The organism is Klebsiella sp. LTGPAF-6F, from assembly GCF_001753185.1.
GTDB lineage: Bacteria > Pseudomonadota > Gammaproteobacteria > Enterobacterales > Enterobacteriaceae > Klebsiella > Klebsiella michiganensis.
On record NZ_CP017450.1, the window covers coordinates 2,073,209 to 2,091,025 of the forward strand.

The following is a 17,817-nucleotide window of genomic DNA, read 5'->3' on the forward strand; positions in this document are numbered from 1 at the left end:
AAGGGCGTTGCCGCATAGTCAAGAAATCGATGCCGATGATGTTCTGCAGGTGCGCGGCCTGAACGTCGTGTTCAATCAGCAGCAGCAGGCTTTTTCCGCCGTCCGCGACCTGTCGTTTACCCTGCGGCGCGGCGAGACGCTGGCGATTGTCGGCGAGTCCGGCTCCGGGAAGTCGGTGACGTCCCTGGCGCTGATGCGCCTGCTCGACCAGGCGGTCAGCGAAGTGCGCAGCGATGCGCTGCTGCTGCGTCGTCGCAGCCGGCAGGTGATTGAGCTGAGCGAACAGTCTGAAACCGAGATGCGCGGCGTGCGCGGCGCGGATATGGCGATGATCTTCCAGGAGCCGATGACGTCACTGAATCCGGTCTTCACCATCGGTGAACAGATTGCCGAATCTATCCGCTTACACCAGGGGCTGAAGCATGATGAGGCCCTGCGCGAAGCGAAGAAAATGCTCGATCAGGTGCGCATTCCGGAAGCGGAAGCCATGCTCTCGCGCTATCCGCATCAGCTTTCCGGCGGGATGCGTCAGCGGGTGATGATCGCCATGGCGCTCTCCTGCCGACCGGCTGTGCTGATTGCCGATGAACCGACCACCGCGCTGGACGTGACTATCCAGGCGCAGATTTTACAGCTGATTGCCGTCCTGCAAAAAGAGATGGCGATGGGCGTTATCTTTATTACCCACGATATGGGCGTGGTCGCCGATATCGCCGACCGCGTGCTGGTGATGTATCGCGGCGAAGCGGTGGAAACCGGCAGCGTGGAGGAGATTTTCCGCGCCCCGAAGCACCCGTATACTCAGGCGCTGCTGGCCGCGGTGCCGCGGCTGGGGGCAATGCGCGGCACTTCACTGCCGCGCCGCTTCCCGCTGTTAAACCAGAGCCCGTCGCCGGAGGGGCAGAACACCGTTGTGCCCGGGGAACCGATCCTGAAAGTTCGCGATCTGGTGGCGCGCTTCCCGCTGCGTAGCGGTATTCTCAACCGCATTACCCGCGAGGTGCATGCGGTCGAAAAGGTCAGCTTTGATTTATGGCCCGGCGAAACCCTGAGCCTGGTGGGGGAGTCCGGCTGCGGTAAATCAACGACCGGCCGGGCGCTGCTGCGGCTGGTGGAAACTCAGGGCGGCAGCATCACCTTCAACGGCCAGCGGATTGATACGCTGACGGGCAGTAAGCTTCAGGCGCTGCGCCGCGATATCCAGTTTATCTTTCAGGACCCCTACGCCTCCCTCGACCCACGGCAAACGGTGGGCTATTCGATTATGGAACCGCTGCGCGTGCATCGGCTGCTGGAGGGCGATGCCGCTCGTGAGCGGGTCAGCTGGCTGCTGGAACGCGTCGGGCTGGAGCCGGAGCATGCGTGGCGCTATCCGCACGAGTTTTCCGGCGGCCAGCGGCAGCGCATCTGTATTGCCCGCGCGCTGGCGCTCAATCCGAAAGTAGTGATTGCCGATGAGTCGGTATCGGCGCTTGATGTGTCGATTCGCGCGCAAATTATCAATCTGATGCTCGATCTACAGCGTGAGATGGGTATCGCATTTCTGTTTATCTCCCATGACATGGCGGTGGTTGAGCGCATCAGCCACCGCGTGGCGGTGATGTATCGCGGGCGCATTGTCGAGATCGGCCCGCGCCGCGCCGTGTTTGAAAACCCGCAGCACCCCTATACCCGTAAACTGATGGCCGCCGTTCCGGTGGCCGATCCTGCGCATCGTCGTCCGCAGCGCGTGCTGCTCTCAGACGAGCTGCCGGGCAACATCTTCAAGCGGGGCGAAGAGGGGATCAGTACGCCATTACAGCAGGTGGGACCGGGGCACTTTGTTGCCAGAGAGCCCGCCGCCGACGTGCTGGCGCGCTAACAACGACACCAATAATGCAGCATTTCAGGAGAACAACATGACTCAACGCGTTTCAGGAAAATGGCTGTTGGCGCTGGGCGTCGCTTCGGCGCTGACAGCGGCTCCGGCCTTTGCCGCAAAAGATGTGGTGGTGGCGGTCGGCTCTAACTTTACGACCCTCGACCCGTATGATGCTAACGACACGCTGTCGCAGGCCGTCGCGAAGTCGTTCTATCAGGGGCTGTTCGGCCTTGATAAAGAGATGAAATTGCAAAACGTGCTGGCGGAAAGCTATACCGTTTCCCCGGACGGCCTGGTGTATACCATTAAGCTGCATCCGGGGGTGAAGTTCCAGGACGGAACCGAGTTCAATGCCGAAGCGGTTAAGGCGAACCTCGATCGCGCCAGCAATCCGGAAAATCATCTCAAGCGCTATAACCTGTATAAAAATATCGCCAGCACCGAGGCTGTTGACCCGACAACGGTGAAAATCACCCTCAAACAACCTTTCTCTGCGTTTATCAATATTCTGGCCCACCCGGCGACGGCGATGATTTCTCCGGCGGCGCTGAAGAAATATGGTAAAGAGATTGGTTTCCATCCGGTTGGCACCGGCCCGTACCAGCTCGACACCTGGAATCAGACCGACTTCGTTAAAGTGAAGAAGTTCGCCGGTTACTGGCAGCCGGGGCTGCCGAAGCTGGACTCCATCACCTGGCGCCCGGTCGTGGATAACAATACCCGCGCGGCGATGCTGCAGACCGGCGAAGCGCAGTTTGCGTTCCCGATCCCTTACGAGCAGGCGCCGCTGCTGGCGAAAAACAGCAAGCTGGAGCTGGTGGCCAGCCCGTCGATCATGCAGCGCTATATCAGCATGAATGTGACGCAGAAGCCGTTTGATAACCCCAAAGTGCGCGAGGCGATTAACTACGCCATTAACCGTCAGGCGCTGGTAAAAGTCGCCTTTGCGGGCTATGCCACCCCGGCGACCGGCGTGGTGCCGCCGTCAATTGCCTACGCTGAAAGCTACAGCGCCTGGCCGTACGATCCGGCGAAGGCCCGCGAGCTGCTGAAAGAGGCGGGCTATCCGAATGGATTTAGCACCACGCTGTGGTCGTCGCACAACCACAGTACGGCGCAGAAAGTGCTGCAGTTTACCCAGCAGCAGCTGGCGCAGGTGGGCATTAAGGCGCAGCTGACGGCGATGGATGCGGGCCAGCGCGCGGCGGAAGTGGAAGGTAAAGGGCAGAAAGAGAGCGGCGTACGCATGTTCTATACCGGCTGGTCGGCGTCGACCGGAGAAGCGGACTGGGCGCTGTCGCCGCTGTTCGCGTCGCAGAACTGGCCGCCGACCCTGTTCAATACGGCTTTCTATAGCAATCCCCAGGTGGATAAAGACCTCAACGACGCGCTGAAAACCACCGATGCGCAGGAAAAAACGCGGCTGTATAAAGACGCGCAGGATACTATCTGGAAAGAGTCGCCGTGGGTGCCGCTGGTGGTAGAGAAACTGGTCTCGGCGCACAGTAAAAATCTGACCGGATTCTATATCCAGCCGGATACCGGATTTAGCTTTGAACAGGCGGATCTTAAGTAGATAGCTGCGGGTCCCCGGGCGCAGGCTGCGGGGACTTCGCGCAAGGAGAAGCATGCTCAATTATGTGATTAAACGCCTGCTGGGGCTGATCCCCACGCTGCTGATTGTGGCGGTGCTGGTGTTTCTGTTCGTGCATATGCTGCCCGGGGACCCGGCGCGGCTGATTGCCGGACCGGAAGCCGATGCTCAGGTGGTGGGAATGGTGCGCCAGCAGCTGGGGCTCGATCGGCCGCTGCACGTGCAGTTCTGGCACTATATCAGCAATATTGTGCAAGGGGATTTCGGTACCTCGATGGCCTCGCGTCGCCCGGTAAGCAGCGAAATCGCCAGCCGTTTCATGCCCACGTTCTGGTTAACGCTCGCCAGCATGAGCTGGGCGGTGATCTTCGGTATGGCGGCGGGGATCGTGGCGGCAGTCTGGCGCAACCGCTGGCCGGATCGCCTGGGAATGGCGCTGGCGGTCACCGGCATCTCGTTCCCGGCGTTCGCGCTCGGCATGCTGCTGATGCAGGTCTTTTCCGTTGAGCTGGGCTGGCTGCCGACGGTGGGCGCCGACAGCTGGCGCCACTATATTCTGCCTTCGCTGACCCTGGGCGCGGCGGTGGCGGCGGTGATGGCGCGCTTTACCCGCGCCTCGTTCGTCGATGTCCTGCATGAAGATTACATGCGTACCGCGCGGGCGAAAGGCGTCAGCGAAACGCTGGTGGTGCTCAAGCACGGCCTGCGCAATGCGATGATTCCTGTCGTCACCATGATGGGCCTGCAGTTCGGTTTTTTGCTCGGCGGTTCAATCGTGGTGGAGAAGGTCTTTAACTGGCCAGGCCTCGGGCGTCTGCTGGTGGACTCGGTGGAGATGCGCGACTATCCGGTGATTCAGGCGGAAGTCCTCCTGTTTTCTCTGGAGTTTATTCTTATTAATTTAGTGGTGGACGTGCTGTATGCCGCCATTAATCCGGCTATCAGGTACAAGTAAGGTGCGATTGCTCAACTGGAGAAGACAAGCGGCTATCAACGCGATGCCGGGGATTAAACCCGGGCAGATACGTACCCCGTGGCACGAGTTCTGGCGGCGGTTTCGCGGTCAGCCGGTGGCGATGGGGGCGGGGGTATTTGTTCTGCTGCTGATTGCGGTGGCGATCGTGGCGCCGTGGATTGCGCCGTTCGACGCGGAAAACTATTTTGATTACGACCGGCTCAACGACGGCCCGTCAATGATGCACTGGTTCGGCGTTGATTCGCTGGGGCGGGATATCTTTAGTCGGGTGCTGGTCGGCGCGCAGATCTCGCTGGCCGCCGGGGTACTGGCGGTATTCATCGGCGCGGCCATCGGCACCGTACTTGGGCTACTGGCCGGGTATTACGAAGGCTGGTGGGATCGCATCATTATGCGTATCTGCGACGTGCTGTTCGCTTTCCCGGGGATTTTGCTGGCAATTGCGGTCGTGGCGGTAATGGGGAGCGGGATGTCGAACGTCATCATCGCGGTGGCGATCTTTTCGATCCCGGCCTTTGCGCGTCTGGTGCGCGGCAATACCCTGGTGCTTAAGCAGCAGACCTTTATTGAGTCGGCGCGCAGCATCGGCGCCAGCGATGCTACCATCCTGTTTAATCATATATTGCCCGGAACGGTATCATCGATAGTGGTCTACTTTACGATGCGTATCGGGGTGTCGATTATCTCCGCTGCCAGCCTGTCATTTCTGGGGCTTGGCGCGCAGCCGCCGACGCCGGAGTGGGGGGCGATGCTGAACGAGGCGCGGGCGGATATGGTGATGGCGCCGCACGTGGCGCTGTTCCCGGCAATCGCGATTTTTCTGACGGTGCTGGCGTTTAACCTGCTGGGTGACGGCCTGCGCGATGCGCTGGATCCGAGGATAAAAGGGTAGGCGTTCGAGGATTGTGCAGCCCGGACAGGTGTCCGGGAAAGCACTCCGCACGTTAATCCTGTGCGGTTTTGTCGCCCGGATAAGGCGCGCGAGCGCCTTCATCCGGGATAGGTTAAGCGGGCGGAATTAAACCCGGCTGCCCCACAGATCGTATTCGTCGGCGTGTTCGACTTTCACCCGCACAACGTCGCCCGGTTTGACTTTACTCTCACCGTTCAGGTAGACCGCGCCGTCGATTTCCGGCGCATCGGCCATGCTGCGGCCAATTGCCCCTTCTTCATCCACTTCGTCGATCAGCACCATAATTTCACGACCGACTTTCTCCTGCAGGCGCTCGGCGGAGATCTGCTGCTGCAGCTGCATAAAGCGGTTCCAGCGCTCTTCTTTCACCTCTTCCGGCACCTGATCCGCCAGTTCGTTGGCGGTCGCGCCTTCAACCGGGCTGTACTTGAAGCAGCCGACGCGGTCGAGGCGGGCTTCTTTCAGGAAGTCGAGCAGCATCTGGAAATCGTCTTCCGTTTCACCCGGGAAGCCGACGATAAAGGTCGAGCGCAGGGTGAGTTCCGGGCAGACTTCGCGCCACTGCTTGATGCGCGCCAGCTGGCGGTCGGCGGAGCCCGGACGCTTCATCATCTTGAGAATACGCGGGCTGGCGTGCTGCAGCGGAATATCGAGGTAGGGCAGAATTTTGCCTTCCGCCATCAGCGGGATCACATCATCGACGTGCGGGTACGGATAGACGTAGTGCAGGCGCACCCAGATACCGAGCTTCGCCAGTTCTTCGCACAGGCTAACCATACTGGTTTTGACCGGCATACCGTTGTGGAAACCGCTGCGATGTTTGACGTCAACGCCGTAGGCGGAGGTGTCCTGAGAGATCACCAGCAGCTCTTTGACGCCGGCGTCGGCCAGGCGTTTGGCTTCCGCCAGCACTTCGCCAATCGGACGGCTGACCAGATCGCCGCGCATTGACGGGATGATGCAGAAGGTGCAGCGATGGTTGCAGCCTTCGGAAATTTTTAAGTAAGCGTAATGACGCGGCGTCAGCTTCACGCCCTGTTCCGGCACCAGGCTGAGGAACGGGTTGTGTTTAGGCTTCGGCGCGTAGTGGTGGACGTGTTCCAGCACCTGTTCATAGCTGTGCGGGCCGGTAATTTCCAGCACCTTCGGATGCACTTCGCGGATCTGATCTTCTTTTGCGCCCAGGCAGCCGGTGACGATCACTTTGCCGTTTTCTTTCAACGCTTCGCCAATCGCTTCCAGCGACTCCTGCACGGCGCTATCGATAAAGCCGCAGGTGTTAACGATAACCATATCAGCGTTATCGTAGGAGGGAACCACGTCATATCCTTCGGTACGCAGTTCAGTCAGGATACGTTCTGAGTCCACGAGGTTTTTCGGGCAGCCCAGAGAGACAAAGCCGATCTTCGGCTGAGGGGTGACATTGCTCATAGCTTAAAAAGTGTTCAATTATTGGGATGGTCAGGGCAGGGATTCTACAGAGATCGGCGGAAAGTTTATACTCCTTTTCTTGTTAGCCTGGCGATGTCCGTGTTTCTTTTTATCGGGATGATTATCCAGATTGTTAATCAAAATAAGGGAGTTATTCACCTTTTATCTTGCAACCCGGGGAAGTCGGTTTAGATCTGGTTTAACCTGAAGCGGTAAAATAGCCGCTGCTTTCAGTCTTTATTTTTATCAGGTTTCCCATGTTTAAAAAGTTGGGTGGTTTCGTCTGCGCGCTGGCCATGATTGGCGCGACGCCCGTTTATGCCAACGAGATGGCGTTATATTCGGTCAATACCGGTTCCTTTGTTTATCACATGACCGGCAATCACGGTCAATATAACGAAAAATTCAATAACCAATTTTTTTCCGTTGAGCGCAAGCTGTCAGCGGATTCAAAGTACAGCCTGTTGGCCGGCACCATGAAGAATAGCTTTGCCGACCGCTGCCTCTCGTTAGGAGCGAGGAGAGACTGGTACGCGGGGGCAAGCGGCTGGACGTTCAAGGGCGTCTATGCCTATACCGGCGAGTTTTTCTTTAAAGCCTTTCGCGATTGCGGGGATTCAGGCACCTATCGAACGGCGAAGAAAATCACCGGCGTCGGTTTCTCTCCCTATATTTATCATGGCCTGCAGTACAATTTTACCGATTATTTCGGCGTGGAAACGGGCATTATCGTCCCGGCCATATTTGTGATGAGCGTACAGTGGAGCTTCCGCTAATTCGCCCGAAAGAGGCTTCCGGGCGAATTTTGATTAATGGCTTTGCGCAACGCCAGCGCCTGGCGCAGCCCCCGGCGCGGTCGGTTCTCTATTATCGCGCAGCGTAAATACTGAGATCAGCGTAAACAGCCCGGCGATGCCGCCCAGAATATAATAGGTATGCGCGAAGCCGATGGTGTCGTACAAATACCCGGCCAGCGGCGAGTAAATCGCGGTGGCGATGGAGGCGACGAACAGCACCAGCAGGTAGACCGTCGAGGAGAGCTTGTTGTCGAAGTTGGCGGCGATAAATTTAAATACCGACACCAGAATCAGCGGTTTTTCCAGCGCATGCATCATTTTGACCGCGCCGATCCACACCGGGCCCAGCGGAATCGCGGAGCCGACGATACGCACCGACATGATCAGTCCGGCGATGATCAGCGCCCATTTCGCGCCGGTGCGGTTCACGAACCACGGCATCAGGCATAAAAACAGCGTCTCGCCGCATACCTGAATGGAGGCCAAAATGCCGTACCAGCGATTGCCTTCTTCCGGCGTCGGGAACTGCAGAGAAAAGTACTGGGCAAACTGCTGATCGTAGGTGTCGTAGATTTGCGTGACGAACAGGGTAAAGATCAGCAACATCCAGAACTGGCCGTTCTTCGCCAGCTCCAGGGCATGCGAAACTTTCAGCGCGCTGGTTTTCTGCATTTCCGCTTCGGTCAGCTCGATTTTGGTCAGCATAAAACAGAGCGCGGCAATCACAATGGCGATACTCGCCAGCCAGAAGGCGAGGTTCGGATTGCTGTCGATATACTTGCCGACGATCCACGCGGCGGCGGCCCAGCCTAACGATCCCCACATTCTTACCCGGCCATATTCGAACTGGTAGCGCCGCGAAATTTTATCAATATACGAATCAATCACCCCGCAGCCGGAGTTAAAAATCATCCCCAGGTATACCCCGCCAAGCAGCGCACCCAGCCAGAAGCTGTGCACCAGCAGCGGCGCGTACAAATAAATAAAGAACGGGCCTACCGGTAGCAGCATGGCGACCAGGATCCAGATCAGCCGCTTTTTCAGGCCGAACTTATCGGAAATAAAGCCGAAGAAGGGCTGCATCAGCAGGGCAATAAAGGCGTTGACCGAGTAGAGCAGGCCGGTTTTCGTTGCGCTAATGCCGAGGTGCTGAGTCGTCCAGATCACAAAGAACGCCATGGTCGAGGACCAGGCGAAGAGATAGAGGAAATCGAAAAGACTCAACAAGATATAGTTTCTTTTGCCGGGCGTCATCATTTCAGTTCCTTCAAGCGATAGAGATAAAGGTTACAAACAGGATCGATATGCCTGCCGTTCTTATTGAATGTTATACGTAATACATTTTATTTGATGATATGACACCCGGCGGCATTTTCTGGCAACGTGAATTGCGCTAATTTGTGATCATTACTGCAATAAATGATTTTATATCCCAGGGTTGGAATTTTTACTTTTATGAGAACGTATAACATTTTTGGCTTTCAGGAGATGATGTCGCAGGTGGGGATTTTAAGCTTCGTTGTAACATTGTAAAGGATGTTAATGCCCTGAGAATTATTGATCTGCCTCATCGTTTTGTACAAAAAATGACCATATTATGATTGTGGTAAAGGACGACAGAGGAGGAACCGCGATGAGCGTTGACAGACTATATCGTAACCTGATGAATAAGCTGATTAATGCCAACATTGATCTCGATGCTTATTTACAGCTGCGTAAAGCAAAAGGCTATATGTCAGTCAGCGAAAACGACCATCTACGTGATAACTTGTTTGAACTGTGCCATGAAATGCGTCAACACGCGCCGCGCCTGCAGCACGTCGTTGCGCCGGAGGAAAAGGATGCCCTGCGGCTGGCGGGCGAAGCCGTCGCTTCCGCGGCGGTGTGCCTGCTGAGCGGACATCATGACTGCCCGTCCTACATCGCTGTCGACGTAGATAAGCTGGAAAGCTGCCTGGCGGTATTGCGGCTAAATATTCATAAATTGAATGATTCTAAGCCCATTACTCATGCCTGAGATCGGGGGGAGCCTGCTCCCCCCGATTAATGTTATGTAAAAATCCCTTCCCGTTTTCCCACGCTGGCTACCCTTATCGCATTGCTGACAAAAGGAGTATGCCATGCGCCAGACCATTACCCTGATGATAGCCCTTACCGCACTGTTGCTGCCTGCGGCTGCCCTTGCCGCCCGGGAGCGCGTAGAGGTGCTGCAGAACCAGCTTGAACACCCGTGGGCGCTGGCCTTTCTTCCGGACGATCGGGGCATTCTGATGACCTTGCGCGGCGGTGAGCTCCGGCTGTGGCAGCGGGGAAAAGGCCTCGCGCCTGCGATCTCGGGCGTACCGCAGGTCTGGGCCAACGGGCAGGGGGGGCTGCTTGACGTGGCGCTGGCCCCGGATTTCGCCCAGTCGCGCCGGGTCTGGCTAAGCTACGCCGAAGGCGGGAGTGACGACAAGGCCGGGACCGCCGTAGGCTACGGCCGACTGAGCGAGGATCTCCAGCGCCTGGAAAACTTCCAGGTGGTTTTCCGCCAGCAGCCGAAGCTCTCAACCGGCAACCATTTTGGCGGGCGGCTGGTGTTCGACGGCCGCGGTTATTTGTTTATCGGTCTCGGGGAGAATAACCAGCGTTCGACCGCTCAGGATCTCGATAAGCTGCAGGGAAAAGTGGTGCGGCTAACGGCTGATGGCAAGGTCCCGGAGGATAATCCTTTTGTCGGCCAGGCTGGCGTCAGGCCGGAAATCTGGTCTTACGGTATTCGCAACCCCCAGGGGATGGCGATGAACCCGTGGAGCGATACGCTGTGGTTAAATGAACACGGCCCGCGCGGCGGGGATGAGATCAACCTGGTGCAAAAAGGGAAAAACTACGGCTGGCCGCTGGCGACGCACGGCATTAACTATAGCGGCCTGCCGATCCCGGAGGCCAAAGGCAAAACGCTGGAGGGAACCGAAGCGCCGCTGTTTGTCTGGGCGAAGTCGCCAGCGGTGAGCGGTATGGCGTTTTACAACGCGCCGACCTTCCCGCAGTGGCAGCACAGGCTCTTTATCGGCGCGCTGAAGGATACGTCGCTGATTGTCCTCAAGGTTGACGGCAATAAGGTGACGGAACAGGAGCGGATTCTGGGCGATCGCGGTAAACGTATCCGCGATGTGCGCGTTGGACCCGATGGCTATCTGTATGTCTTAACCGACGAATCCAACGGCGAGCTGCTGAGGGTGAGCCCGGCGGGCTAATATCAGGTGACCGGGATCATCACCACGTTGCGCCAGGCCTGGCGCTGGTTAATCTGCTGATACCAGCGCTGCAGGTGCGGGCGCGGTTGCCAGGTTTTCACGGTCTCCAGCAGGTTATAAATGAACGGCGCGACGGCGATGTCGCCGAGGCCGAAGGCGTCGCCTGATAGCCACTGACGGCGCGACAGTTCGTCATCGAGAATGGCGAACAGGGTCTCGCAGGTGGCAATACCGGCTTCAATCGCGGCGGGGTCGCGTTTTTCCGGCGGGGTTCTCACCAGCCCCATTAAAATCGGCCGATGGGCAGGCGAGAGAGAACCGTTGGCCCAGTCCATCCATTTCTCTCCCTGAGCGCGTTCGGCGGGCGACTCCACCCACAGGCGATCCTGACCATACTGCGCGGCCAGATAGCGGATAATGGTGTTGGATTCCCAGAGCACGATATCGGTCGTCTCATCTTTCAATAGCGGTACCAGCCCATTGGGATTCATGGCCAGGTAGGCCGGATCGTGATTCAGACCGAACTCCAGGCCTGCCAGAATTTGCTGATACGGGAGGTCGAGTTCTTCCAGCACCCAGCGCACTTTCTTCACATTGGTCGAGTTATTTCTGCCCCACAGCGTAATCATATCCGCTCCTGCTTTTTATTTCGCCGCCGTTGCGGCGTAGTGAGCATTCATGTTGGAATAAAGTTAATATTCCGGCAAGTTATTTTATTTCACTGAAATTAAACGTTTTTTATGCCTACTACCTTGCGTTTGGGGCACCCTTGGGACACTACGTCAGAAAAACTACTGTTCAGCATTTCCACCTGGTTGCGGTCCATCTCTCCGATCCACTTCGAGTAGATTTCATAAACCATCTTCGCATTCTCGTGGCCCATCTGTCCGGCGATGAAAGACGGGTTAGCTCCGGCAGTTAAAAGCCAGCATGCGAACGTGTGGCGCGACTGGTAAGGGCGTCTGCTCCTGATTCCCGCCTTCTTTAATCCAGCCTCCCAACTATACCCCAGAGACTGAGAGCCATAATACTTCGTTTCCCCGCGCCAGTTTTTGGGGGGGATAAATACGAACCGCAATTTTTGTTGTTCAGTTAACCCATGCTCACGATGATGAAAAGTGATTTCGGTTTTGCTTAATGCGCCGGTTAGCTTGAATTGTTCACGTAGAGCATTCAGCGCAGGTTCAAGTAGGGTTACTGTTCTGATGCCCGCTTCGGTTTTGGGTGGCACAAACAGCCCTTCATTCGTCTGGTTACGCCTGACGTGAAGCTCACCCTTATCAAGATCCACATCCTCCCAGGCTAAAGCTGTAAGCTCTCCATGCCGAAGGCCGGTAAAAATGGCCGTAGTCCAGAGCAAAGCATACCGAGGAGATAGCGCTTTTATAAAACCCTCGTACTCACTCTGGAGAAGCGGATCCGGGTCTCTCTTGGAGCGCTTAAGCATCTTTATACCTTCGTGAGGGGTATGCTCGATAAAGCCGCTCAGGTTCGCTAGCTTGAGCAACGCAGTCAGGTTGTTCATCAGGCCGTTGACCGTGGATACAGCGCGACCTTTTCTTTTAAGCCAGGGCGCGTGATCGCTAAAGGTGTTACCAGTTAATAGCGCGTTCCTGTAATTCAACAGGTCGGTATGCTGAATATCAGCAATATACGTATTACTTCCAACAATAGCGCAAAGCGTTGCTATACGTGATTCTGCGCCTCTGTATGACGCAGCTGAGACCTCAAGCTTTTTGGCATTAAGATAAACTTTGCACAATTCACCGAAGGTTTTAATTTTTTGTGTTGTGGTGAATTTTTTAAGCGCCTTTGATTCAGGAAAGTGCTCTGCATAGTCAAATTTACCTTGCTGAATCTCACTCATAATTAAAGCACGGAGATTGCCAGCTTTTTTTATATTGCTATTTGATACGGTCCAGCCCCGCAAAACTTCGCGGCAACGTATGCCGCGATATAGAAAGCTAATTCTTATTCCTTTCCCATGCAGCTCTACGCCAGCAGGCATATTCATTAAGTTTCCCCGACAAGCCTATTAATCCTGGTGTAGTTGTAGAGAAGCGTTACTCTTCCTTCTGAAGCTTTTGGATCTGGTGGGTGTTTCTTATAATGAATGCCCTCGATCCATCTCCCATCCCGGTAAGATTTAATTTGCCGAGGAGTCATATACATCTTCGCTACAATTCCCTTTTCCATCACCCATTCATCTTCTTGAGTAATATCGGCCATAAATAACCTCATGGCTGGGAAACTATAATCAGTTCCCCAGTTTAATGTTGATTATTGGAAATCAGTTCAGTTGTGTTTTTGTGTAATTCAGTCGTTCCATGCTTCCAGTTCGTTTTCGATCTCCTCGTCGATTTCGTCATTGGTAGCTTCTTCGTCTAGGTAGTCACGCGCCTCTTTGAGGTACTTTTCCCGGCGTTCCCGATACCAGGCAGAAAATTCTGGTGACCAGCCGTTCGGCTCACCGTCATAGTCAAACTTAGCGTTACGTTCAGCCATGCTCTCGACCATGCTGTAAGCGGTAGTGAGCGCCGCTTCGCGGATATACCTATGGAGGTCACTCTTACGCCAGAACGGATTCACCTTAGAATCGCAGATAGGTTTAAATTCTACTTCCCACCGTCTGATGCAGCGTGCGTTTAGTGATTTGCTCATACCACCACCTTGTGCGCTTCCGCATCGAACTTACGTCCCTGATACCAACCGCGACGCAGCCAGCGACGGATGGTGCGCATAGCCTTTGCATCACCACGTACGGACTCAGGGAAACCACCGTATTTCACTGTTTTAGGTCCACGCTTGCGCTCTGATTGCATCATTCCGCACTCAATGATGTGATCGCGGTAGAAAGCCAGCCACTGCTTGCGATTACAGACAGGGCAAGGAATGTCACCACCATTCGTCAGCATGCCATCTTCGTATGCGTCGCAATCCCACAGATAACCATCGCAGCAAAGGCTATCCGGGTAATGCGCACCAAATTCATAACCTTGATATCCGCAGCTCATTTGTCATCCTCCAGTACCAGTTCTGTGTCGTCAGGAACCTGAATCGTGAGCTCAACGCTATAGCCGCGTTCGTGCTGGGTGAAAGATGTGGGCCATGCTGGAAGTGGCGTTTCTTCTTTAACCTGGCCCACGCCAATAGCCCAGCAACCTTCGTCGGTATAGCAGGCAATAACCAGCATCTCACCTTCAGCGGATTTGAGGTGATAAACGCCTGGATTACTGTATATGCAGATTTCTTCCCTGATAGCGCCTTCGCATTCGAAAAGGTCATCACTGGCACCGTAAAATTTAAGTTCTTTCATATTTAGTCCTCCGGTTATTTATTCCACGCTGCTGGTCGTAATTGAAAGCTTGCTGGTCTTGAAGGTAGTGTTTTGCGAACTAAAGACTGTGTAGCCTTTATTTGGTCTTTCTTTTTTTCCCTTTCGTTACAGGTAGGACAGTAATATGCCACTTTGCGATAAGCGCCTCGGCCAGAGGGGCGAAACTGCAACTCTTCGCGTGCAAAGGAGCCGCCGCAGCTGTAGCAGTTGAGTTTTTCGGTTTCCATATTTATTCCTGTATTAAGGTGTGTGGATACCTGCCATTTAAGGCATTAATTCATTTATTCGATAATTAAAATGAAACTTCGGTATTTACTTTATATTGACCTGTAAGCAAGTCAGCATCGACGGAAATTAAATCTCCGTACAGGTCATAATTTAAAACAACATCACGAAATTGAAGTCCGGAAAGTGAATCCGTGCGACCACAAAACATATGGTCTTCTTCGTGCTTTGCTGCTTCATGAATATCTTTTATTGACGCCATGGCATCAGACCACATACCACTGTTACCAATAAATTGCGCAATAGCGAGTTTGCTTTGAGCTGCTTTAACCATCGGGTTGCTTTGCAGAAAATTAGCCATTAAACACCCCCGTAACATGCAGAATTTTGATAATGGTCGCTGACCAGGCAACAAGGCAGATGGTCAGAACAATAACCAGTGAACGAATGCCATTTCTGCTCATACTCCACCCCAGCACTGAACGCTTACCGATGCGACCACAACCAAAAACGGAACAACCTTCAACCAGAACCGGCGCCATGCTGGCTTGTCTTCGTCTCGAATCATCTCCTTTCCCTCATGCGTATTGAGTACCTAACAGACCTTGCAATGCAGTGCCGGGTGCCTCCCGGTGATACCAGCCAGTTAAGAACTGGTACCGACAGCTTCTTTTCCACCCCACTCTTTTTAGAAACGAGTGATACCGCTTAACTGTGCCGCGTGCGCATAGCCGCATTCACTGCATTGCAAAGCCTGTTGATTTTTAGCCTTCAGGCGGCCAACCGAACGTTTAACCTATCGCACCGTTGTGTCGATGTACTTATGGTGAGCTACAGGCTAAATAAAATCAACCAAAAGATAAGTCAAAGGCTAAAAAAATACCGCCAATCGGCGGCATTCTTTTGAAATTGAAGTGAATTTATTTTTCTCTGGTAGTCGGATCTACGTTGTCAGAGTAAAAATCTTTGAGTTTTTGTAGCCGCATCTGGAATGCAGCCAGCATATTGCGCCTCTCGATAGGAGGCAATTCGCGGAAAACTTCAATAAGTGCAATTTCGTCTTCGGTGTATGTCCCGCCGAGTTCCTCTGCTCCTGTAAGTATCCATGAGAGCGAGGTTTTAGCGGCCTTAGCTAGTTTGGCTGCTGACTCCTTGCTAATGGTTTCCCTCTTAAACCAGTTGGTTACAGAGGTAGGACTAACTCCCGCAATCCTCGCCATTTCTGTGCGAGACCAATGATTCAGTTTCATCAACTCATCAAGTCTTGCGGCAAGCGTGCTTTGTGGCTTTACGCCTGATTCATGCTGGGTTTCTGTCTTCATAGCAACAATTGTAAGCCACTGGCTAAAACAATAATAATTTCTTGTTGTTGATTTTTTTTAGCCATTAGCTCAATATAATTGCGCAATGGCTAAAACGAGAGGTTCACATGTCAGGTCTTGATAAGGCAATTACAGCTGTAGGTGGCAAACGTCGGCTTGCGCTTGCCTTGAACATTAAACCGTCGTCGCTGAGTCGATGGATTCATAAGTACCAGGGGCAGGTTCCACCAAAGCGCGTAATTCAGGTTTACGAGGTAACTGGAATTACTCCGCATGAGTTGCGTCCTGATCTTCACCCAAACCCAACCAGTGGCCTTCCTGAGAATAATACGGCTACAGCACAGAAGGAGTCTGATTAATGGAAATCAAACACGAGCACGTTGAAATAGTTCTGCTGGCCTGGGCTGCTGAAGTCGGTCAGGCATATGCAGCTAATGCCATTACTGAAGAGTACGTGCGTTCCGGTGGGGCTGAGCTTCGCCTGGTTCCGGGTAAAGCGTGGGCCAATCAGCAAAATATCTTTCATCGCTGGCTGAAGGGTGAGACCGAACAGCAGCGCGAGAAAATCCGCCTGCTGCTTCCGTCAATCCTGCGCGTTTTGCCGCGTGAAATCCGTCATCGTCTGAGTATCTACGACACGATCGAGCGTCGGGCATTGCTGGCGGCCCAGCATGCCATCGGAACGGCTATTGATGCCCACGACGATGCTATTGAAGCCATATACAGCAAGGCGTATCAGCCTCTCGCTGTTGAAGTAACGAAATACCACTGATTCTGGAGGTGACTATGTGTAACCAGTCTGCTGCTGAATTGATTGCTCGCCTGAAACGAGCGTATCCGGCGTATGAGCCGTCTGAAGGAGATTGTGCAGGCACTGGCATCCCTAAGGCCGGTTCTCGCTTCCAGCACAGACACAAAGGCCACATGGTGACGGTACTCACAGCGACAGAGAAAGATGTTTCCTACCGCAAACCCTGCGGGGCTATTGGCTGGGTGGGATTGAGAGAGTTTTTACGGCTACACAATGAGGTTTCGGAATGAACAATCAGGTTTTTGAAATTGTTCAGGCCATGTCGGGGCAGGGCAACTGCATAACGATCCCCGGACCGTATCTGGATTTCTTTGCAGGAGACAGGCAGCAGCATTTGCTGGCGGCCATTCTCAATCAGCTGGTGTTCTGGTCGGGCAAGTCGAGTCTGGAAAATGGCTGGTTTTACAAAGAGCACGCAGCGCTTGCGAAAGAGATCCGCGCTAAAGACGGCGATGTGGTCAGAAAAGCAATGTTCAAGATTACAGAGCAGTACCTGGCGGGAGTTATTGAGGAAGAACTTCGGCAGGTAAGCGGCACGCCGAAGAAGCATTACCGCGTCGATCAGGAAGCGTTAATAGCCAAGATTTTCCCGCAAGGGGGAAATTCAAATAAACCATTGAAAGATATGGATTCGGCTCAAGAGCCGAATGGAAACGGCTTAAGAGCCGAATCGAAGCAAGTTATTGAAAGTAATGGAAACGGCTCTCAAGCCGAATGCATTCGTCCCAAGAGCCGAATGGAAACGGCCCAAGAGCCGAATCCTGGAAACGGCTCTCAAGCCGAATCCTATCTCTATACAGATCTTAAAAACAGATCACTACCTACAGATCATAAAAACCACGCGGGAGAGATTTCTCCTGTGGATAACTTTTCTGAATCGACTCAGAAAACAGTCACGCCGGAAGCAAACATTCCTGATGCTACCGAAGACGGAATCCTAGCTACCGATGACGATTTCGATCTCGCGATGTGGTTCTGGTCGACCATCATCGAGCTGTACGAACGCGCCGCCGAATTCGACGGAACTCTGGCCAAACCGAGAGAGCCAAACTTTGTCGCATGGGCTCAAGAGGTTCGCATCCTTCGCCAGGAGCACGGCTGTAACCACGACCAAATCCGCACCATGATTGAGCGCATTCAGCGAGATCAGTTCTGGTGCCCAAAAGTTCAAACTATGAAGACATTGCGCAACAAATGGCCAGAGCTGGCACTGAAGCTGTGCCCGGCAAATCTCGCAAACGGCGGCAACCTCGGTTTTAGCGGCAAGATTCAGACAGATATTCCTAAAGGTTTCAGGGGCTAAGGAGTTTTTTT

The 17,817-nt window shown here is 54.1% G+C and carries 22 protein-coding genes; 10 read left to right on the forward strand and 12 right to left on the reverse strand.

Annotated elements, in window-relative coordinates:
* The first annotated feature begins 7 nt into the window (after positions 1 to 7).
* The 4 genes from gsiA to gsiD are packed head-to-tail and all read left to right on the forward strand — an operon-like array spanning position 8 to position 5,323.
* Complete coding sequence (gene gsiA / locus BJF97_RS09655; protein WP_014228532.1) at positions 8 to 1,861, forward strand: glutathione ABC transporter ATP-binding protein GsiA; 1,854 nt, start codon at positions 8 to 10, stop codon at positions 1,859 to 1,861.
* Positions 1,862 to 1,898: 37 nt separating this feature from the next.
* Positions 1,899 to 3,437: a glutathione ABC transporter substrate-binding protein GsiB gene (gsiB, locus tag BJF97_RS09660; RefSeq protein ID WP_004849160.1), complete on the forward strand. Its 1,539-nt coding sequence runs from the start codon at positions 1,899 to 1,901 to the stop codon at positions 3,435 to 3,437.
* Between the two features lie 52 nt (positions 3,438 to 3,489).
* Entirely contained in the window at positions 3,490 to 4,410 is a 921-nt protein-coding gene (gene gsiC, locus BJF97_RS09665; RefSeq protein ID WP_009653824.1) for a glutathione ABC transporter permease GsiC, read from the forward strand.
* A gap of 1 nt (position 4,411) precedes the next feature.
* Positions 4,412 to 5,323 carry a glutathione ABC transporter permease GsiD gene (gene gsiD, locus BJF97_RS09670; protein WP_009653837.1) on the forward strand — a complete coding sequence of 304 codons (912 nt, stop codon included), beginning with the start codon at positions 4,412 to 4,414 and terminating at the stop codon, positions 5,321 to 5,323.
* Between the two features lie 126 nt (positions 5,324 to 5,449).
* On the opposite strand, the gene rimO is transcribed toward gsiD, so the two are convergent.
* A complete protein-coding gene (rimO, locus tag BJF97_RS09675; RefSeq protein WP_009653812.1) occupies positions 5,450 to 6,775 on the reverse strand; it encodes a 30S ribosomal protein S12 methylthiotransferase RimO in 1,326 nt (441 codons plus the stop codon).
* Between the two features lie 296 nt (positions 6,776 to 7,071).
* On the opposite strand from rimO, the gene BJF97_RS09680 reads away from it, so the two are divergent.
* Positions 7,072 to 7,551, forward strand: a complete 480-nt coding sequence (locus BJF97_RS09680; RefSeq protein ID WP_161506334.1) for a hypothetical protein — start codon at positions 7,072 to 7,074, stop codon at positions 7,549 to 7,551.
* Between the two features lie 33 nt (positions 7,552 to 7,584).
* On the opposite strand, the gene BJF97_RS09685 is transcribed toward BJF97_RS09680, so the two are convergent.
* Positions 7,585 to 8,826: an oligosaccharide MFS transporter gene (locus tag BJF97_RS09685; RefSeq protein ID WP_032694906.1), complete on the reverse strand. Its 1,242-nt coding sequence runs from the start codon at positions 8,824 to 8,826 to the stop codon at positions 7,585 to 7,587.
* A 379-nt stretch (positions 8,827 to 9,205) separates the two neighbouring features.
* Between BJF97_RS09685 and bssR the strand changes: the two genes are divergently transcribed.
* On the forward strand, positions 9,206 to 9,589 hold the full coding sequence (gene bssR, locus BJF97_RS09690; RefSeq protein ID WP_004849210.1) for a biofilm formation regulator BssR: 384 nt from the start codon (positions 9,206 to 9,208) through the stop codon (positions 9,587 to 9,589).
* A gap of 103 nt (positions 9,590 to 9,692) precedes the next feature.
* Entirely contained in the window at positions 9,693 to 10,808 is a 1,116-nt protein-coding gene (locus tag BJF97_RS09695; protein WP_014228535.1) for a PQQ-dependent sugar dehydrogenase, read from the forward strand.
* Between the two features lie 2 nt (positions 10,809 to 10,810).
* On the opposite strand, the gene BJF97_RS09700 is transcribed toward BJF97_RS09695, so the two are convergent.
* The 10 genes from BJF97_RS09700 to BJF97_RS09740 form a co-directional block, all read right to left on the reverse strand.
* Positions 10,811 to 11,437 carry a glutathione S-transferase family protein gene (locus BJF97_RS09700; protein ID WP_014837893.1) on the reverse strand — a complete coding sequence of 209 codons (627 nt, stop codon included), beginning with the start codon at positions 11,435 to 11,437 and terminating at the stop codon, positions 10,811 to 10,813.
* Between the two features lie 98 nt (positions 11,438 to 11,535).
* Positions 11,536 to 12,822, reverse strand: a complete 1,287-nt coding sequence (locus BJF97_RS09705; protein WP_070082861.1) for a site-specific integrase — start codon at positions 12,820 to 12,822, stop codon at positions 11,536 to 11,538.
* Complete coding sequence (gene xisR, locus BJF97_RS09710; RefSeq protein ID WP_070082862.1) at positions 12,822 to 13,037, reverse strand: excisionase family protein; 216 nt, start codon at positions 13,035 to 13,037, stop codon at positions 12,822 to 12,824. The genes BJF97_RS09705 and xisR overlap by 1 nt, the downstream gene beginning before the upstream one ends.
* Before the next feature lie 87 nt (positions 13,038 to 13,124).
* Complete coding sequence (locus tag BJF97_RS09715; protein ID WP_049111946.1) at positions 13,125 to 13,469, reverse strand: hypothetical protein; 345 nt, start codon at positions 13,467 to 13,469, stop codon at positions 13,125 to 13,127.
* Positions 13,466 to 13,822 carry a hypothetical protein gene (locus BJF97_RS09720; protein WP_070082863.1) on the reverse strand — a complete coding sequence of 119 codons (357 nt, stop codon included), beginning with the start codon at positions 13,820 to 13,822 and terminating at the stop codon, positions 13,466 to 13,468. Before BJF97_RS09720 ends, BJF97_RS09715 begins: the two co-directional genes overlap by 4 nt.
* Complete coding sequence (locus tag BJF97_RS09725; RefSeq protein ID WP_049111948.1) at positions 13,819 to 14,124, reverse strand: hypothetical protein; 306 nt, start codon at positions 14,122 to 14,124, stop codon at positions 13,819 to 13,821. The genes BJF97_RS09720 and BJF97_RS09725 overlap by 4 nt, the downstream gene beginning before the upstream one ends.
* Positions 14,125 to 14,138: 14 nt before the next feature.
* The gene (locus BJF97_RS34040) at positions 14,139 to 14,372 is read right to left on the reverse strand and encodes a hypothetical protein (protein ID WP_148676387.1); all 234 of its coding nucleotides are present in this window, start codon (positions 14,370 to 14,372) and stop codon (positions 14,139 to 14,141) included.
* Positions 14,373 to 14,437: 65 nt separating this feature from the next.
* Complete coding sequence (gene kil, locus BJF97_RS09730) at positions 14,438 to 14,731, reverse strand: host cell division inhibitory peptide Kil (protein WP_070082864.1); 294 nt, start codon at positions 14,729 to 14,731, stop codon at positions 14,438 to 14,440.
* On the reverse strand, positions 14,724 to 14,834 hold the full coding sequence (locus tag BJF97_RS35485; RefSeq protein WP_032694892.1) for a hypothetical protein: 111 nt from the start codon (positions 14,832 to 14,834) through the stop codon (positions 14,724 to 14,726). The genes kil and BJF97_RS35485 overlap by 8 nt, the downstream gene beginning before the upstream one ends.
* 456 nt (positions 14,835 to 15,290) lie before the next feature.
* Positions 15,291 to 15,692 (reverse strand): helix-turn-helix domain-containing protein, encoded by a 402-nt coding sequence (locus BJF97_RS09740; protein ID WP_032721334.1) that lies wholly within the window; start codon positions 15,690 to 15,692, stop codon positions 15,291 to 15,293.
* Positions 15,693 to 15,799: 107 nt separating this feature from the next.
* Here BJF97_RS09740 and BJF97_RS32360 point away from each other — a divergent pair, with 107 nt between their 5' ends.
* From BJF97_RS32360 to BJF97_RS09755, 3 genes are all read left to right on the forward strand, one after another.
* Positions 15,800 to 16,051 carry a transcriptional regulator gene (locus tag BJF97_RS32360; protein ID WP_032721337.1) on the forward strand — a complete coding sequence of 84 codons (252 nt, stop codon included), beginning with the start codon at positions 15,800 to 15,802 and terminating at the stop codon, positions 16,049 to 16,051.
* Entirely contained in the window at positions 16,051 to 16,464 is a 414-nt protein-coding gene (locus BJF97_RS09745) for a toxin YdaT family protein (RefSeq protein ID WP_070082865.1), read from the forward strand. The genes BJF97_RS32360 and BJF97_RS09745 overlap by 1 nt, the downstream gene beginning before the upstream one ends.
* Before the next feature lie 265 nt (positions 16,465 to 16,729).
* Complete coding sequence (locus BJF97_RS09755; RefSeq protein WP_070082867.1) at positions 16,730 to 17,806, forward strand: hypothetical protein; 1,077 nt, start codon at positions 16,730 to 16,732, stop codon at positions 17,804 to 17,806.
* Positions 17,807 to 17,817 lie beyond the last annotated feature (11 nt).

Coding starts and splice junctions, on each gene's coding strand:
- gsiB (WP_004849160.1), top strand. CDS start 1,899: ATGACTCAACGCGTTTCAGGAAAATGGCTGTTGGCGCTGGGCGTCGCT.
- gsiC (WP_009653824.1), top strand. CDS start 3,490: ATGCTCAATTATGTGATTAAACGCCTGCTGGGGCTGATCCCCACGCTG.
- rimO (WP_009653812.1), bottom strand. CDS start 6,775: ATGAGCAATGTCACCCCTCAGCCGAAGATCGGCTTTGTCTCTCTGGGC.
- BJF97_RS09680 (WP_161506334.1), top strand. CDS start 7,072: ATGATTGGCGCGACGCCCGTTTATGCCAACGAGATGGCGTTATATTCG.
- BJF97_RS09685 (WP_032694906.1), bottom strand. CDS start 8,826: ATGACGCCCGGCAAAAGAAACTATATCTTGTTGAGTCTTTTCGATTTC.
- bssR (WP_004849210.1), top strand. CDS start 9,206: ATGAGCGTTGACAGACTATATCGTAACCTGATGAATAAGCTGATTAAT.
- BJF97_RS09695 (WP_014228535.1), top strand. CDS start 9,693: ATGCGCCAGACCATTACCCTGATGATAGCCCTTACCGCACTGTTGCTG.
- BJF97_RS09700 (WP_014837893.1), bottom strand. CDS start 11,437: ATGATTACGCTGTGGGGCAGAAATAACTCGACCAATGTGAAGAAAGTG.
- BJF97_RS09705 (WP_070082861.1), bottom strand. CDS start 12,822: ATGAATATGCCTGCTGGCGTAGAGCTGCATGGGAAAGGAATAAGAATT.
- xisR (WP_070082862.1), bottom strand. CDS start 13,037: ATGGCCGATATTACTCAAGAAGATGAATGGGTGATGGAAAAGGGAATT.
- BJF97_RS09715 (WP_049111946.1), bottom strand. CDS start 13,469: ATGAGCAAATCACTAAACGCACGCTGCATCAGACGGTGGGAAGTAGAA.
- BJF97_RS09720 (WP_070082863.1), bottom strand. CDS start 13,822: ATGAGCTGCGGATATCAAGGTTATGAATTTGGTGCGCATTACCCGGAT.
- BJF97_RS09725 (WP_049111948.1), bottom strand. CDS start 14,124: ATGAAAGAACTTAAATTTTACGGTGCCAGTGATGACCTTTTCGAATGC.
- BJF97_RS34040 (WP_148676387.1), bottom strand. CDS start 14,372: ATGGAAACCGAAAAACTCAACTGCTACAGCTGCGGCGGCTCCTTTGCA.
- kil (WP_070082864.1), bottom strand. CDS start 14,731: ATGGCTAATTTTCTGCAAAGCAACCCGATGGTTAAAGCAGCTCAAAGC.
- BJF97_RS35485 (WP_032694892.1), bottom strand. CDS start 14,834: ATGAGCAGAAATGGCATTCGTTCACTGGTTATTGTTCTGACCATCTGC.
- BJF97_RS09740 (WP_032721334.1), bottom strand. CDS start 15,692: ATGAAGACAGAAACCCAGCATGAATCAGGCGTAAAGCCACAAAGCACG.
- BJF97_RS32360 (WP_032721337.1), top strand. CDS start 15,800: ATGTCAGGTCTTGATAAGGCAATTACAGCTGTAGGTGGCAAACGTCGG.
- BJF97_RS09745 (WP_070082865.1), top strand. CDS start 16,051: ATGGAAATCAAACACGAGCACGTTGAAATAGTTCTGCTGGCCTGGGCT.
- BJF97_RS09755 (WP_070082867.1), top strand. CDS start 16,730: ATGAACAATCAGGTTTTTGAAATTGTTCAGGCCATGTCGGGGCAGGGC.